The sequence below is a fragment of the Butyrivibrio sp. genome, assembly GCF_017940685.1.
Classification (GTDB): Bacteria; Bacillota; Clostridia; order Lachnospirales; family Lachnospiraceae; genus Butyrivibrio.
Window position 1 is genome coordinate 1 of the sequence record NZ_JAGAYD010000147.1, and the last position, 16086, is coordinate 16086.

The window sequence follows — 16086 nt, forward strand, 5'->3', positions numbered from 1 at the left end:
ACAGGACTTCTTGATCCTGAGGTTGATGTAAGACCTGTAGAGGGACAGATAGATGACCTTATATCTGAGATCAGAAAGACAGTAGATGCAGGTAACAAGGTTCTTGTAACAACTCTTACCAAGAGAATGGCAGAAGACCTTACTCAGTATCTTGCAGAGTCAGGCATAAGGGTCAAGTACCTTCATTCAGATATAGATACACTTGAGAGGTCAGAGATCATCAGGGATATGAGACTGGACGTGTTCGATGTCCTTGTAGGTATCAACCTTTTAAGAGAGGGACTTGATATTCCTGAGATAGCACTTGTTGCCATCATAGATGCAGATAAGGAAGGATTCCTTCGTTCAGAGACGTCACTTATCCAGACCATCGGACGTGCAGCCAGAAACTCTGAAGGACATGTTATAATGTACGCCGACAATATGACTGATTCTATGAAGAAGTCAATTGAAGAGACTAAGCGTAGGCGTGCCATTCAGCAAAAGTACAACGAGGAGCATGGCATTACACCTCAGACCATCAAGAAGGCAGTCAGAGATCTTATTGCAGTTACCAAGGCAGTTGCCAAGGAAGAGGTTAAGTTTGAAAAGGCTCCTGAGTCCATGGATAGAGAAGAGCTTGAGAAGCTCATCGGACAGGTTCAGAAGAAGATGAAGAGAGCAGCTACAGAGCTTGATTTCGAGAATGCTGCAATCCTTAGAGACCAGCTCATAGAGCTTAAGAAGATTTTGAATGATTTAACTTCCTTGTGAAAAAAATGGAGTAATAAACATATGACAGATAACAGAAACATGACCAAAAAGAACACCACCACCAAGAGGATACTTCCCACTGATATCCATGATTACATCAGGGTTCGTGGTGCCAATGAACATAACTTAAAACACGTTAACGTAAAAATACCAAGAGAAACTCTTACAGTATTTACCGGCGTTTCCGGCTCTGGTAAGTCTTCCCTGGCCTTTGAGACAATTTTCGCAGAGGGACAGCGCAGATACATGGAGTCTCTTTCATCCTATGCCAGGATGTTTCTTGGACAGATGGACAAGCCAAACGTAGAGGCTATAGAGGGACTTTCTCCGACAATCTCCATAGACCAGAAGTCCACCAACAAGAACCCAAGATCTACAGTTGGAACAGTTACAGAGATCTACGATCACTTCAGGCTTCTTTATGCCAGGATTGGTGTTCCTCATTGCCCTAACTGTGGTAGAGAGATCCGCAGACAGACCGTTGATGAGATGTGCGACCAGATCATGGCCCTTGGCGATGGGACCAAGCTCCAGATATTAGCGCCTGTTGTTCGCGGTAAAAAGGGTGAGCATCAAAAGACTCTGGACAGAGCTAAGCGTGCCGGTTTCGTCCGTGCAAGGATCGACGGAAGCCAGTACGAGATCACCGAGGAAGAAATCAAGCTTGATAAGAACATCAAGCACAGCATTGAGATCATTGTGGACAGAATAGTTATCCGCGACGACAACGAGAATCTTAGAAGACGTCTTACAGACTCTGTAGAGAGCGCTCTGCAGCTGGCGGATGGCCTTCTTTTAGTAGATGTAATTGATGGAAAAGAACTGAGCTTTTCCCAGAATTTTGCGTGCCCCGACTGTGGCATCAGCATCCCTGAAATTGAGCCCAGGAGCTTTTCTTTCAACAACCCATTTGGCGCATGCCCTGATTGCCTTGGCCTTGGCTATAAGATGGAGTTTGATGAGGATCTCATGATCCCGGATAAGAGCCTTTCCATTAACGACGGCTGTATCGTTGTCATGGGCTGGCAGTCAGCCAACAAGGACAGTAGCTTTAGTAACGCAACTTTAAGGGCGCTTGCCAAGGCATATAAGTTCAGTCTGGACACTCCATTTCAGGATCTTTCTGACAAGGCAAAAGAGGTGCTTATCCACGGCGCTGATAAAACTGTAAATGTGCATTATAAGGGCCAGCGAGGTGAGGGAGATTATCCTATTCTCTTTGATGGTCTTATTAAAAACGTAGAGCAGAGATACAGAGAGACTTTCTCTGAGACAGCCAAGGCTGAGTATGAAGAGTTTATGCGCATTACTCCATGTGCTCTCTGCGGCGGCCAGAGACTTAAGAAAGAGTCCCTTGCTGTGACCATAGATAACAAGAATATCTATGAGATCACCTCCATGTCCATTGACGAGCTTAAGACTTATCTTGATAACATGAAGCTTACGCCACAGCAGGAGATGATCGGAGCTCAGGTATTAAAAGAGATAAGAAACCGCGTAGGTTTCCTTGTGGATGTAGGTCTTGACTATCTGTCTCTTTCAAGAGCAACAGGGACATTGTCCGGAGGTGAGGCACAGCGAATAAGGCTTGCAACCCAGATCGGGTCAGGTCTTTGCGGCGTGTGCTACATCCTTGATGAGCCCAGTATCGGACTTCACCAGAGGGACAATGACAAACTCCTTAATACACTTAAGAACCTTCGTGACCTTGGTAATACCCTTATCGTAGTTGAGCATGATGAAGATACCATGAGAGCTGCTGACTATATTGTGGACGTGGGTCCTGGAGCCGGATCCCACGGCGGTAAGATCGTTGCCTGCGGAACAGCAGAAGAGATCATGAAGGTAAAAGAGTCTGTAACTGGCCAGTACCTCGCAGGGAAGCTCAAGATAGATGTGCCAAAGACAAGGCGCGAGCCCAAGGGATGGCTACGTATCAAGGGAGCTCAGGAGAACAACCTTAAGAATATCGATATAGATGTACCTGTTGGTGTAATGACCATTGTTACTGGTGTTTCTGGCTCAGGTAAGAGTTCTTTTGTCAACGAGATATTATACAAGCATCTGGCAAGAGACCTTAACAGGGCAAGATGCATTCCTGGAAAGCACAAGACAATAGAGGGGCTTGAGCAGGTGGATAAAGTGATCGCCATCGACCAGTCTCCAATTGGACGTACTCCTCGTTCAAACCCTGCAACCTACACTGGCGTCTTTGATATGATAAGAGACTTGTTTGCTGGAACTCCAGATGCTAAGGCAAGGGGCTACAAGAAGGGACGATTCTCCTTCAACGTCAAGGGCGGAAGATGTGAAGCCTGCGGCGGCGACGGAATCATCAAGATCGAGATGCACTTCCTTCCAGATGTTTACGTCCCATGTGAAGTATGCGGAGGTAAGAGATACAACCACGAGACTCTGGAAGTTAAGTACAAGGGCAAGAATATCTATGACGTCCTTGATATGACCGTTGAGGAAGCCCTTAAGTTTTTTGAGAACGTCAAGACAATAAAGCGTAAGATCCAGACCCTTTACGATGTTGGACTTGGCTATGTTAAGCTTGGTCAGCCAAGCACAGAGCTTTCAGGTGGTGAGGCTCAGAGGATCAAGCTTGCTACTGAGCTTTCTAAAGTGGGAACCGGTAAGACTGTTTATATTCTTGATGAGCCCACAACAGGACTTCACTTTGCAGATGTCCAAAAGCTTGTTAAGATCATGCAGCAGCTTGTCGATCAGGGCAACACTGTTGTTGTCATTGAGCACAACCTTGATGTCATCAAGACTGGTGATTACATCATAGATATGGGACCTGAGGGAGGTTCCAAGGGTGGTACTGTAGTTGTTGCCGGCACTCCTGAAGAAGTTGCAAAGTGCAAGAAGTCCTACACAGGAGCGTATATCAAAAAAATGTTATAATGTATGCAAAACTGTAAGTTGGGAGGAGTTCAGATTTTATGTCTGACAGAAGCTTTTATAACAGATCCATCGACCTTAAGCGTTTCTTTCGCCAGTTTAAAAAGCGCATATGGCTTGTTGTAGCAGCTACTGTTCTTGGAGCAGTACTTGGCCTTGTGACCTATGTAGCCTACAGCAATATCATGAGTGGTAACACAGTTTATCGCATCAGGAACGATTATTATATTTACTTTGACTACGAGGCATTCCCAAATGGTCCGGATTATTTTAATGCATTTACCTGGGATGGAATACTAAGGGACGACCCAGTGGTTAACAAGGCACTGGAAGTGGCTCCTGACATTACCAAACAGCAGATCCTTGATTCTGTAACTGGGGAGATCCTTGGAGATTACCGGATCCTCACAGTTGTAGTGACTGGAACAGACAAAGAGCTGGTCCAGAAGATTTCTGATGCCTACAAGGCTGCATTGCCAGCCTTTGCTGATGTTCTTGAGCAGATTTCTGCTATTGACCTTTGGACTGATGCTGAAATAGAAGAATATGACGAGTACACGAGGGAGCCCAATGCCGCATTTCTTGGGGGACTCATAGGTCTTCTGGTCAGTCTCTTCGCAGTTCTTTTGTATGGCATTTTTGACGATGGTATCTATTCGGAAAGAGACTGGGCAATGAATTACCCTGATATTCCATATCTTGGGAAAAGAGATACCGACGAATACAGGGCTAACAGATCACACCTTCTTAAATATGATGGCAACTATATTGAGCTTTCGTCTGAGCAGCTTCGATATGACCTTGATGAGTTTGACAGAATGAGAGCGGTTGATGGGGTTATTATCCTTCTTCGCAGCGGACGGGACACAGTAGATAAGATGGACAAGGTCGTTTATACCCTAAAAAAACAGGATGTTAATGTTGTGGGAGTAATGGAATAAATGGTTCTTTATTCACTGATTGCTGCCATGACAATCCTTATGGCATGCAGGTACAGGACAACTGAAGATTCAAGAGGTGTTGTTTGTCCGGCGGGAAAACAGTCTAAGAGGTTTTTGGCTGACTATGCAAACAGATCCAGAATGATCAATATACTCATGCTGGTATCTATTTTTACAGTTCTTACACTTCTTGCAGCACTTCGCCTGGAAGTTGGTAATGACTATGGAACTTACGTGGTTACATGTCACGAGATATTCCAAAAGGGCTATGTTGTAACAGAGCCAGGCTTTAACTTTGTGGTAAGAGTTCTTTACACCTTGTCTGGAAAAGAAGACTACCTTCTTATGTTTGGCGTATTCGCAGCTGCGATTGTTGCGGTGTTCCTCAAGGTTTTAAGGGAGCAGTCAGAGAGCTTTGCCTGGGCGTTTTTTATGTTCATGACCATGGGGCTCTATTACAGAAGCTTTAACACAGTAAGATATTATTTTGCTCTTGCTCTTGCCACATTTGCCATTAGATATCTGATTGAAATAAACACTGTTAATGCATTTAAGTTCCTTGCTACTATACTTTTCGCTTCTCTTTTTCACAAAAGTGTGCTTGTCGTGATACCAATGTACATTATTGCAAGGATTCCCTGGAAGAAATGGGCGCTTATACCGCTGGCTATTTTCGGTGCGGTAGCAGCTCTTTTGCACAACCAGATAATGGAGATTGCATTAAAACTATACCCTTCATATAACAACACTGTTTACATTGAAGAGACCCACAGTATCATTGATAATACAGCGCCTATCATGGGTTGCCTGTTCATGATAGTGGTAGGGATTATTTGCTACAAGGAGGCAGTAAAAGACAGAGCTGATAACCGCATGTATTTCAACATGAACATCATGGCGGTGGTCCTTTATCTGTCATGCTTCTGGCTTCCACTGGTAACAAGATTTGCTTATTACCTGACAACGGTTCAGATACTGCTCATACCCAATATAATTTGCAGTGTCCGAGATCCCAGGAAAAAGAAAGGAATCTCTATTGCAGTAATAGTTTTTTGTATTCTATATTTTATTTACTTCCTAAAACAGGCAGACAATCCCGGCTTCAGAGTACTTCCTTACAAGAGCTGGCTGTTTTATGAGCACAGGTGGCTTAATCAGACAGATACGTTCTAAAGTTGGAGGTGATTACTATGCAACCATCTTCAGAAGGAATAGCGGATTATCAGTCTTTTCTTTTGAGTAACAGGATCAGAGTAAACGGTTATCTTAACATCGTTTTATTTTGCTGCGTTCTTACAGGACCTGCAATTGCCCTTGGCATAGCTGCTGGAATTTTTAATGAGACCAGTTATGGTATTTGTGTTCAGATATCCTCAGCAATGCTTCTTCTGGCTATCATCCATAAGATGATAATAAAAATTCAGCAAGGCTCCCTTTTTAGTAGTTATTTTGCATTTGTAGCCATGGATCTGATACTTCTCCAAATGAGTTATGGACATGTATCATTAGTACTTACGTGGTTTCTGATTCCTCTTTTAAGCCTTCTTTTGTGCAGCACAAGAGAATTTGTTATTACAACGGCCATAAATTACGTGTTTATGGTCATGTCAGCATGGCTAACAGCGCCGTATATGGTGGCAAACAGAGCTGATTATACTGATCTGATGCCATATTTTCTGCATACTGTAGGCGGATACACAATTGAAACGATCATCATGCTTGGTGCAGGACATTCCCTGGGAGTGATCGCCATTGATTACTTTAAGGATACCATGAAGAAGTACGACACCATTTCTGACAGAGAAGTTCTACTTAATGAACAGCTTGTGCTTCTAAAGTCTATGGCCAGAATATATGACATGGTCAATCTGATTGATTTTGAGAGAATGACAGAGAGACCGCTTTCAGGAACAGCAATTGACGAGATGCCTCTGGATCTTTCCAAATACTCCCATACAAGAATGGCCAGTAAACTGGCAGAACATATAGCTTTGGAGCACCTTGACTCCTTTTTGGAATTTACTGATATAACTACTGTACAAAAAAGGCTCAGGGACCGTAAAAGCATCATCGGTGAATTTGTGGATGTTAATTCAGGATGGATAAAGGCGCAGTACATAGTATCCGGATGCAATAAAGATGGGTATCCTACACTGATCATTTTTACCGTCCAGAATATTGAAAATGAAAAGTTAAGGGAAGACAATCTTATTCGCATTGCCATGACAGACGAGCTTACAATGCTTGGCAACAGGAGAAGCTATGACGAAGAGATAAGAACATATAAAGAGGAGGTTCTTCCCTATGATTTTGCGATCTTCTCCATAGATGTCAATGGTTTAAAGATAGTTAATGACTCCAGAGGACATTCTGCTGGTGACAAGCTGATCAAGCGCGCAGCAAGATTTATAGGGGAAATGGTTGGAAATATGGGCCAGGTATTCAGGACTGGTGGCGATGAATTTATTGCAATCGTCAGGACCCAGAGTCCGGAAATACTTTTAGACACAATAAAGGACAAAGCATCTTCATTGGAAGTATTTCCAGAATACACTTTGTCCATATCTGTTGGCTATGCAGCTGTCAAGGACTATCCTGATCTTGACCTTAAAGGCCTTGAAAAGATGGCTGACAACAAGATGTATGATGATAAGGAAGCCTACTATAAGAGAATGGGAATAGACAGGCGTCGAAAATAGTTTTTACAACTGATATACATAGATGGTATAGGGACTGGACTTATCGGTATAGCTGCCGATCAGGTTCAGTCCTATTTCATTTGCATTGGATATCTCAAATCTTGCAAATATATACTTGCAATCAAGGCTCTTAAGCTCATCCATGTCACATACAAGTCTCTTATCTGCAGGATCCATGACCCTGAGCGGAGCATAGGTATTTTCATCGTCTGCGGAGATAAGATTTACTCTTGCACCCCATCCCATGTAATAATCAGCAAGTGATGGAGATCCTTCAAAGGCTGGCTCTATGACTTTCTGCCATTTGTCCTTGTATTCCTGGGCATACATGCCAAGATAACCGTCAACAGAAGCAATACCGTTGTAATTAAGGATTGCAGGATGCATTCCAAATGTTGCGGACCACTCTCCGTTATATCCTATTTCATCTTTTATCTTTTCAAACAACTGCTCTGAATAAAACTCATTGTAGTTGACTGTACTTGTCTCTTTGTGCTTTAACACCTTGTACGCCTGATTGTAGCAGGTGTAGTAAAAATCGTTATAGACCTGAGGAACAAACATTACAATTAAAACAGCAAGAGTCACGATCACATTTGCAAGTAGCTTTAAGTTCTTTTTTCCATAGTCATACATTCTCATGCACACAAGAAGGAGCTCTGCGTACCACAAAAAGGTATTGAAGTAAGCTGTTCTTGCAAACTCAAAACCAGTAAGAGGAGGTACTAGCATTTCAAAAAGGTGCCTGAATGGCGCAAACTGATAAAGACCAAAGATAAGGACGTTGAAGATTATCCATATCATCAGAAGATTGATCGGATTAGACCAGATCTCTTTTGCCTTGCCAGCCTTAATGTTACCTGCATTTATAAGTACTATGGCGATAAGTACTGTGGCAAGAACTATATAGGTGTGTGAATCCTCAGAATGGAAGGATGCATTTACAAACTCATCAAAGGCTGTCTTCATAGCCTGCATAAATGTCAGATCTCCGTGGTCCATGGTGGTCCTTATTGTAACCACATCGCTTCCCAGCATGGCACCAAAGAGCCTATATTCAAAGAGAATATATCCGATTGAAAGAACTACTATTGAAACGAAAGTACTTAAAGGAAAACGCTTATCCCTGATCCACAGGATGATCACTGCCAGGACCATGTAGCTTAAAATAAAGAATCCGTGGTATGAAAAATATGAGATGAAGGGATAACAAAATACTGCCACATACCAGGGAAGCCTATCTTTAAAAGAAGCAGCCCTGTAGAGCTTTATCAAAAACAGCACAATAAATGGAACTGAAGTAAAAGCGATGCCGTAGGTTGGGAAAACCGGGATCATGCCAAAAGCTGTGGCTATGACAACAACCAGTGGTTTGTATGCATCATAGCGCTTTGCCAGCAACTCTTTTGACAAGAGGATAAAAGAAATTATCCCAATGGCAATCTTGGCGGCGTAGCCAGCAAGGTATGCCCAGTAGCCTGGAAGCAGGATATAAAAGAGATTGTAGAGGTTAAACTCAGAACCAAAAAGATCCCTTGAAACCCCGTGAAGTATTGGCGCGTTCTGACCATGAGAAAACCACAGCCCTGCTTTTTTAAGCATCTCATAGTGTCCCATGAACAGATCCAGGTTGTCATGGATCTGGAAGTAACTTTCTCCACGAAATACAAGGAACACTGCCGCTTGTATAAGAAGCAGTGTTCCAGGTAGGTACATATACCAGTTTTTCTTGATATTATGATTCATAGTCCTCACCCACAGTGAACTTAGGTGTCCACTTGCCGTCAACCTTTTCAAAGAGGTCAGTGTTTACATAGCGGTCAACAACTTCCCAGAACTCTTCATTGGTGATTCCAAGGTACTTGCAGGCTTTGTCGATGTACTGCTGTCCGCACTTTCCGTCGTATTCATTGACATACCATTTGCCGTTTTCGCGGTCAAATCTGCCCTCTCTTATGTCATAGCAGATCTCATCTGTAGCATATCCAAATCCGAACTTGAGATACTTGATCATCTGGTTGGGGATCTGAAGATCGCAGTCAAGGGCTGTGTATCTTCTGTATCTGCCAAGGTCGTAGAGGTTGTCACTTCTGCCTGTAAGGCCTCTTGCAACAGCGAAGTCAGCGTTGTGAACCTGTGACCACTCTTTTGTGTAGTACTGAAGGAAGATCGCCTTGATGCTCTTGGCCTCCATCTCCTCAACAGTAGGTATCTTGTAAAGGAAAAGATCTTTTTCTGTGATGTTGTTTGAAAGATCAACGAAGCTGTCTACGCTGGCTCCGCGGATCGTCTCAAGCTGCATAACTGAAAATGCGTTGCCTGTTGCTTCCTGGTTCTTGGCAGCGCCAAGTGTAAGAGCAGCATTCTCACCCTGAATGATGAGTGGAATGTTGAACTTAACAGCCATGATATATGATGATGCCCACAGACAGTATTCAGACGCTGCGATGATGTTTCCTCTCTCGAAGAAGGACTTGCGGGCAAGCTTTTTTGCAACAATAGGATTTGGACGGATTGAGATGATGTCAAATCCAAGGTTGTTCAGGTTCTCAATGTTCTTGCGGCCGATCTCAGTGATCTCATCAGGCATGCAGTTAATAAGAAGTGGATTAAGGCCAAGCTTTTCCTTGGCGTAAACTGCCTGGAAAGTAGAGTCCTTACCACCTGAAACGCCGATTATGCAGTCGTAGGTGTTTCCTCTCTTTTTAGCTTCTGCCTTGGCTTCTTCAGCGAAGCCTTTAAGCTCAGCTTCTCTTTGAGCCCAGTCAATAGTGGCCTTGGACTCCTCGTATCTGCAGGCAAAGCATACCTGCTCGTCGTCAAAGATGATGCCTGGCCTTGTGTCTGGCTGAAGACATCTCTTGCAGTATCTCATCTTCATAGGTAGATTCCTCCCCGAAATTTCAAATAAAAAGTGTTCGACTTAGTATACTACCGCAGACAAAACCAGGGCAATACTTTTGATATGAGTTTGCCCTTTTGCCTGGTGCACTTTATAATTAGAGGCATGAAAAGAGATATGAAAAAAGACAGAGTTTACATCTGCCACACCTACTATCACGTGTATATTGCGGTGGTAAAAGAGCTTGTGGCAAGACATGACAGGAAGGGCAGCGCAGACATTGTCCTTAGCACCATGTCCAATAACTTCGAAAAGCTCCCGGAGAGGCTTGCGTTGTCGGGAGTTTTTGACAATGTATTTATGTACGATGAAAAAGAAGATGTGACTTCGGATGAAGTAATGAGCTACCACAAGGATAAGGGGAACATAATAGCCAACCTTATCCAGAGGATCACCTACACAAGGCTTCTTGGTAAACTCCAGGAGGAGTATATCCCCACAGACCTTTCAGCCTACAATGATGTATATGTGTTCTGCGATTCAGATCCAATTGGATATTATCTCAATTACAAAAAGATATATTATCACGCTGTAGAGGACGGCCTTAACTCAGGTAAGCTTGACGATCAGGCAAGGAATGCCAACAGGGGAGCGTGGCCCCTTAAGAAATTTATGGCTTCACTTGGGCTTATCTTTATTGAGAGTGGATACAGCAAGTATTGCATTGATTACGAGGTCAATGACATGAGCGCAAACCACAAGCCGCCAAAGAACACTATAGAGGTTCCAAGGGCGCAGCTAAACGACCAGCTAAGTAATGAAGATCACAGGATACTGGTAGATATCTTTCTTGAGAACAAGGACAGGGTTGTATCCCAGCTCCTTGGAACCGGAAAGTACGATGAGGGAAAAAAGAGACCTCAGGTCATGATACTTACTGAGCCTTTGTGCGAAATGGATGTAAGGAAAAAGCTCTTTTCCGATATCATAGATGAGTACAAGGATGAAAACAGAGTGATCATTAAGCCGCATCCAAGGGATACTCTGGACTACGAAGGGGCTTTCCCTGAAGCAGTTGTTGTAAGGGACAGATTCCCCATGGAAGTTCTTGGTGACATTGAAGGCTTTGCAGTTGATAAGGTGATATCTGTCATAACCCAGATGGACAATGTTTATTTTGCAAAAGAGATAGTGTACCTGGGCCTTGATTTCCTTGATAAATACGAAGATCCGGCAATCCACAGAAAGACAGAAAATCTGGATAAGTAAAAGCTTTTTATACATGGAGGCAGACTTGGAAGAAAGAGCAGACAACAAAATATTCTTAAGAAGAGCCACCATGGAGGATGCTCTTGATATCTTAAGGTGGCGCAATGATGAGACCACAAGAGCCAACTCTTTTACCAAAGATGTGATAGATTTTGAATCTCACAAGAAGTGGCTTTCAAAAAAGCTCTCTCAGAGGGAATGCCATATGTTCATAATGATGGACGGACAGGATAAGGTGGGAAACATCAGGGTTGACGTCACAGATGACGCAGGGGAGATCAGCTATCTTATAGCCCCGGAGAAGAGAAAAAAAGGCTACGGTAAAAAGATCATAGCCCTTGTGGAAAAAGAGATGCCTAAAGAGGTAAAGACCCTAATGGGACTTACTTTAAAGACAAACAGCGCCTCGGGGAAGTGTTTTCTTGCAAATGGATACACGGCCTCGGATGCAGAAGATGCGCTGTGTTATTCCAAGAGGATAAATGAGTGACAGCAAATAGGAGCAGATATGTTTAAGAAGAATATTAAAATTGGAAACAGATACGTTGGAGAGGACCATCCCTGCTTTATCGTTGCAGAGATTTCAGGTAACCACAACGGAGACTATAACAGAGCAGTTGAGATCATCCATGCAGCCCATGAGGCTGGTGCTGATGCTATTAAGCTTCAGACCTACACTGCAGATACCATTACCATCGACTGTGACAAGCCATGGTTCATGACACCAGGAGACGGACTATGGGCAGGAAGAACACTCCACAATCTTTATGAAGAAGCTTACACTCCGTGGGAGTGGCATGAGGGTCTTATGAATGAGGCCAAGAAGCTTGGAATGGAGGCTTTTTCATCACCCTTTGACCCTACATCAGTTGATTATCTTGAGAACCTGAACGTTCCTGCATACAAGATTGCCAGCTTTGAGATCAACGACATTCCTCTTATCAGGAAGATCGCTTCTCTCCATAAGCCAATGATCTTCGCAACGGGAATCGCCTACGAAGAGGATATAAGGCTCGCCCTTGATACCTGCAAGGAAGAGGGAAATGATCAGGTGGTGCTGCTTAAGTGTGTAAGTGCCTACCCAACACCTTACAACCTCGTAAACCTTCGCATGATCCCCACTCTTGCAAAAGAGTTTGACTGTATAGTAGGTCTTTCTGATCATACTCCTGGCAGCGTCATCCCCACAGGCAGCGTGCCCTTTGGAGTCAAGATGATTGAGAAGCACCTGACGCTTGACCGCTCTGCAGGTGGTGTTGATGATGCCTTCTCCATGGAACCTGCGGAATTTACAGAGATGGTGAAAAATGTAAGGATAATCGAGGAAGCCCTTGGTTCATCGGAGTACAAGCTTACAGACAAGCAGGTAAAGGAAAGAGGCCTTTCAAGATCTCTTTTCGTTGTAAAGGATGTTAAGGCAGGGGAGGAATTTACCCCTGAAAATGTTAGATCCATCCGCCCAGGAAATGGTATGCATACAAGGCACTACGAAGAAGTCCTTGGCCGCAAGGCTTCAAAAGACATTGAAAAAGGAACTCCCCTTAGCTGGGACCTTGTTGACTGATAGTTTAGGAGTTTTTAGTCGATGATCGGAATCCGCGCAGACGCAAACAAGATAATAGCATCAGGCCATGTGATGCGCTGCATTACCATTGCAAAAGAGCTCATCGCCCTTGGGGAAAGTGTCACCTTTTTTGTGGCAGATAACGAGGGAAAGAGCCTTGTTGACAGTGTGGGTAAGGAACTTGACCACTTTGAGGTGGTGGTTCTTGGAAGAGCCTATGACCACATGGAAGATGAACTTCCTGTTTTGAAAAAAGAGCTTAAGGCAAGAGATGTCAATGCTCTTTTGGTAGATTCTTATTTTGTAACAAAGAGATATTTCGAGGCCATTTCAGGTATCTGTCCTGTAGCCTATATGGACGACCTTGGAAAAGAGCCTTATCCGGTAGATGTTCTCATCAATTACAGCGGCTATTATGAGGCTTTGGGCTATGAGTCTCTGTACGAGAATATGTCGGGCCATAATGGCCTTCCCACAAAGCTTCTTTTGGGCCTTAAGTATGCACCTCTACGCAGACAGTTCTATGAAGACGAACTTTCCGGAGGGAAGGTTGTGCAGGATATAAATACTGGTGACTTTGCAAATGCAACACCAGACACTGACAGCAATGCACTCAGGATCCTTTTGACAGCAGGCGGCGCTGACATCCATGGAATGCTTTTATCAACTCTTGAGGCCGCCAGAGATAAAGGACTTTTGGCGTCTAAAGATGCACCTGCCAAGAAAACCGTCATCTGGGAAGTAGTTGTTGGAAACCTTGTATCTGATGCGGCTTCAATCGACGCTCTCTCAGAACAATATTCAAATATCAATATCCACCATTCAGTCACCAACATGGCATCTCTAATGCGCAGCTGCGATCTCGCTGTTGCGGCAGCAGGCACCATGCTCACTGAGTGCGCCGCAGTCCGCCTGCCAGCTATCTTCTATCAGGTAGCAGACAACCAGAAATATAACGTAGAATTCTGGCAAAAAACCGGCGGCATGCTTTTCGCCGGTGATGTGACTGGAGACACAGGCACAATAGATGGGATTTCTCACATCAAAGCAGAAGTAGTAAGCGCTATCTGCGATAATGTTATGGCTCTTGTATCTGATACCAACAAACTGGATTCTATGCGAACAGCTCTTTCAGGACTTACGAACGGTACTGGAGCAATCCTGATAGCTAAAGAATTAGTTAACTTACCCCTGGACCAAAAAACGATATGTTTCGGGAAACCATATAACCTGGAGGGAATCCAATGAAGACACTTGCAATGATAACTGCCAGAGGAGGCAGTAAGAGAATACCAAGGAAGAATATTAAGGAGTTTAATGGAAAGCCTATAATTGCTTACTCCATTGAAGCAGCGCTTAAGTCTGGAGCCTTCGATGAAGTTATGGTCTCAACTGACGATGAGGAAATCGCTGACATCGCAAGGAAGTATGGCGCAAGCGTTCCTTTCTTTAGGAGCGAGAAAACCTCCAATGATTATGCCACCACTGTAGATGTCATTGATGAGGTCGTTCGTGAGTATCATAGTCGTGGCAAGGATTTTGATGTCTTTGCATGCATTTATCCGACAGCTCCGTTCATAACAGCAGATAAGCTTAAAGAGGCAGTGGATAAACTCTCTGCATCAGATGCAGATTCACTTATCCCTGTAGTTCGCTTTTCTTATCCGCCCCAGAGGGCCATGGAGATCCGCGATGGAAGATTGGTGTTCAGACAGCCTGAGAATCTTTCTAAAAGATCCCAGGACCTTGAGCCACACTATCATGACGCTGGTCAGTTCTATGTGGTAAAAACTGAGAGCTTTTTAAAGAACAAGGGGATCATGGTGGGTCAGATACTGCCAATGGAACTGTCAGAACTTGAGGTTCAGGACATCGACAATGAGGTCGACTGGAAGCTGGCAGAGATGAAGTACAAACTTTTACAGGATAAGGGTTAACACTTAAGAGATCCTGGCCGATATACTATAGTAGTGAATAGCCTCTTTTAAATCTCCACTCTTTGAGGTATAATGTGGAATGAAATCGTAGACTTAATTGTTAATATCCGCTATTATGCGGTTTTGCATATGCTTTGAAAGGGGTAATCACGAACCATGCAGTACGCAGACATTGGAATTGATTTAGGAACAGCATCAGTCCTTGTATATATAAAGGGAAAGGGCGTTGTTTTAAAAGAGCCATCAGTTGTGGCTTATGACAGAGATACAGAAGAGATCAAGGCTATCGGAGAGGACGCAAGACTTATGCTTGGTCGTACACCAGGTAATATCGTTGCAGTCAGACCTCTTCGCCAGGGAGTTATCTCTAACTACAAGATCACAGAGCAGATGATGAGATACTTCATCAAGAAGGCCATCGGCAGAAGGATCCACAGAAAGCCTTTCATCGCTGTTTGCGTTCCATCAGGAGCAACAGAGGTTGAAAAGAAGGCTGTTGAGGATGCAACAAGACTCTGTGGCGCAAGAGATGTTAAGACAATTGAGGAACCTATTGCAGCAGCTATCGGCGCTGGTATCGATATTACCAAGCCCTGCGGCAATATGATCGTTGATATAGGCGGTGGTACATCAGATATAGCAGTTATCTCCCTTGGAGGAACTGTTGTCAGCACATCAGTTAAGGTTGCTGGCGATGACTTTGATGAGGCCATTGTCCGCTACATGCGTAAAAAGCACAATCTTCTTATTGGTGACAGAACAGCTGAGGATATCAAGATCAAGATCGGATCAGCTTATCCAAGGGCTGAGAACGACTTTATGGATGTCAGGGGCAGAAACCTTGTAACAGGTCTTCCCAAGACAGTTAAGGTATCATCAGAGGAAACAGAAGAGGCTCTCAGAGAGACCACTTCACAGATCATAGATGCTATCCACAGCGTTTTAGAGAATACACCACCAGAGCTTGCAGCAGATATCGCTGACAGAGGTATTGTTCTTACAGGTGGCGGTGCTCTCCTTAGAGGACTTGAGGATCTCATCTATTCCAAGACTGGAATCAACACCATGACAGCTGAGGATCCAATGACAGCAGTAGCTATTGGAACAGGCCGTTATGTAGAATTTATCGCAGGTTACCGCGAAGACTAAATTGCTCCGCTTATGGACTAAA

Annotated in this window: 13 protein-coding genes; 11 read left to right on the top strand and 2 right to left on the bottom strand. The window is 43.9% G+C overall.

The window, feature by feature from the left end:
* The 5 genes from J6I68_RS09365 to J6I68_RS09385 all read left to right on the top strand — a co-directional run.
* A partial coding sequence (locus tag J6I68_RS09365; protein WP_292219895.1) for a helicase-related protein occupies window positions 1-753 on the top strand: 753 nt, incomplete at its 5' end.
* A 39-nt stretch (window positions 754-792) separates the two neighbouring features.
* Window positions 793-3666, top strand: a complete 2874-nt coding sequence (gene uvrA / locus J6I68_RS09370) for an excinuclease ABC subunit UvrA (protein WP_292219938.1) — start codon at window positions 793-795, stop codon at window positions 3664-3666.
* A gap of 38 nt (window positions 3667-3704) precedes the next feature.
* The gene (locus J6I68_RS09375) at window positions 3705-4604 is read left to right on the top strand and encodes a YveK family protein (protein ID WP_292219896.1); all 900 of its coding nucleotides are present in this window, start codon (window positions 3705-3707) and stop codon (window positions 4602-4604) included.
* Window positions 4605-5777 carry an EpsG family protein gene (locus tag J6I68_RS09380; RefSeq protein WP_292219898.1) on the top strand — a complete coding sequence of 391 codons (1173 nt, stop codon included), beginning with the start codon at window positions 4605-4607 and terminating at the stop codon, window positions 5775-5777.
* A 17-nt stretch (window positions 5778-5794) separates the two neighbouring features.
* Window positions 5795-7303, top strand: a complete 1509-nt coding sequence (locus J6I68_RS09385; RefSeq protein ID WP_292219900.1) for a GGDEF domain-containing protein — start codon at window positions 5795-5797, stop codon at window positions 7301-7303.
* 3 nt (window positions 7304-7306) lie between these two features.
* Here J6I68_RS09385 and J6I68_RS09390 read toward each other — a convergent pair whose 3' ends face one another.
* Together J6I68_RS09390 and J6I68_RS09395 are read right to left on the bottom strand one after the other, a co-directional pair.
* Window positions 7307-9049 carry a DUF6044 family protein gene (locus tag J6I68_RS09390; RefSeq protein ID WP_292219902.1) on the bottom strand — a complete coding sequence of 581 codons (1743 nt, stop codon included), beginning with the start codon at window positions 9047-9049 and terminating at the stop codon, window positions 7307-7309.
* Window positions 9039-10184 (bottom strand): N-acetyl sugar amidotransferase, encoded by a 1146-nt coding sequence (locus tag J6I68_RS09395; RefSeq protein ID WP_292219903.1) that lies wholly within the window; start codon window positions 10182-10184, stop codon window positions 9039-9041. Before J6I68_RS09395 ends, J6I68_RS09390 begins: the two co-directional genes overlap by 11 nt.
* 138 nt (window positions 10185-10322) lie before the next feature.
* Between J6I68_RS09395 and J6I68_RS09400 the strand changes: the two genes are divergently transcribed.
* The 6 genes from J6I68_RS09400 (at window position 10323) to J6I68_RS09425 (ending at window position 16064) form a co-directional block, all read left to right on the top strand.
* Entirely contained in the window at window positions 10323-11414 is a 1092-nt protein-coding gene (locus J6I68_RS09400) for a glycosyltransferase family 52 (RefSeq protein WP_292219905.1), read from the top strand.
* Window positions 11415-11439: 25 nt separating this feature from the next.
* Entirely contained in the window at window positions 11440-11904 is a 465-nt protein-coding gene (locus J6I68_RS09405; protein ID WP_292219906.1) for a GNAT family N-acetyltransferase, read from the top strand.
* 18 nt (window positions 11905-11922) lie between these two features.
* Window positions 11923-12978, top strand: a complete 1056-nt coding sequence (pseI, locus tag J6I68_RS09410) for a pseudaminic acid synthase (RefSeq protein WP_292219907.1) — start codon at window positions 11923-11925, stop codon at window positions 12976-12978.
* Between the two features lie 21 nt (window positions 12979-12999).
* A complete protein-coding gene (pseG, locus tag J6I68_RS09415) occupies window positions 13000-14226 on the top strand; it encodes a UDP-2,4-diacetamido-2,4,6-trideoxy-beta-L-altropyranose hydrolase (protein WP_292219908.1) in 1227 nt (408 codons plus the stop codon).
* Complete coding sequence (gene pseF, locus J6I68_RS09420; protein ID WP_292219910.1) at window positions 14223-14915, top strand: pseudaminic acid cytidylyltransferase; 693 nt, start codon at window positions 14223-14225, stop codon at window positions 14913-14915. The genes pseG and pseF overlap by 4 nt, the downstream gene beginning before the upstream one ends.
* Before the next feature lie 156 nt (window positions 14916-15071).
* Window positions 15072-16064 (top strand): rod shape-determining protein, encoded by a 993-nt coding sequence (locus J6I68_RS09425; protein ID WP_120740093.1) that lies wholly within the window; start codon window positions 15072-15074, stop codon window positions 16062-16064.
* Window positions 16065-16086 lie beyond the last annotated feature (22 nt).

What these genes read in the sequence shown, in the direction of transcription:
- uvrA (WP_292219938.1), top strand. Translation starts at nt 793, where the DNA reads ATGACCAAAAAGAACACCACCACCAAGAGGATACTTCCCACTGATATC.
- J6I68_RS09375 (WP_292219896.1), top strand. Translation starts at nt 3,705, where the DNA reads ATGTCTGACAGAAGCTTTTATAACAGATCCATCGACCTTAAGCGTTTC.
- J6I68_RS09380 (WP_292219898.1), top strand. Translation starts at nt 4,605, where the DNA reads ATGGTTCTTTATTCACTGATTGCTGCCATGACAATCCTTATGGCATGC.
- J6I68_RS09385 (WP_292219900.1), top strand. Translation starts at nt 5,795, where the DNA reads ATGCAACCATCTTCAGAAGGAATAGCGGATTATCAGTCTTTTCTTTTG.
- J6I68_RS09390 (WP_292219902.1), bottom strand. Translation starts at nt 9,049, where the DNA reads ATGAATCATAATATCAAGAAAAACTGGTATATGTACCTACCTGGAACA.
- J6I68_RS09395 (WP_292219903.1), bottom strand. Translation starts at nt 10,184, where the DNA reads ATGAAGATGAGATACTGCAAGAGATGTCTTCAGCCAGACACAAGGCCA.
- J6I68_RS09400 (WP_292219905.1), top strand. Translation starts at nt 10,323, where the DNA reads ATGAAAAAAGACAGAGTTTACATCTGCCACACCTACTATCACGTGTAT.
- pseI (WP_292219907.1), top strand. Translation starts at nt 11,923, where the DNA reads ATGTTTAAGAAGAATATTAAAATTGGAAACAGATACGTTGGAGAGGAC.
- pseG (WP_292219908.1), top strand. Translation starts at nt 13,000, where the DNA reads ATGATCGGAATCCGCGCAGACGCAAACAAGATAATAGCATCAGGCCAT.
- pseF (WP_292219910.1), top strand. Translation starts at nt 14,223, where the DNA reads ATGAAGACACTTGCAATGATAACTGCCAGAGGAGGCAGTAAGAGAATA.
- J6I68_RS09425 (WP_120740093.1), top strand. Translation starts at nt 15,072, where the DNA reads ATGCAGTACGCAGACATTGGAATTGATTTAGGAACAGCATCAGTCCTT.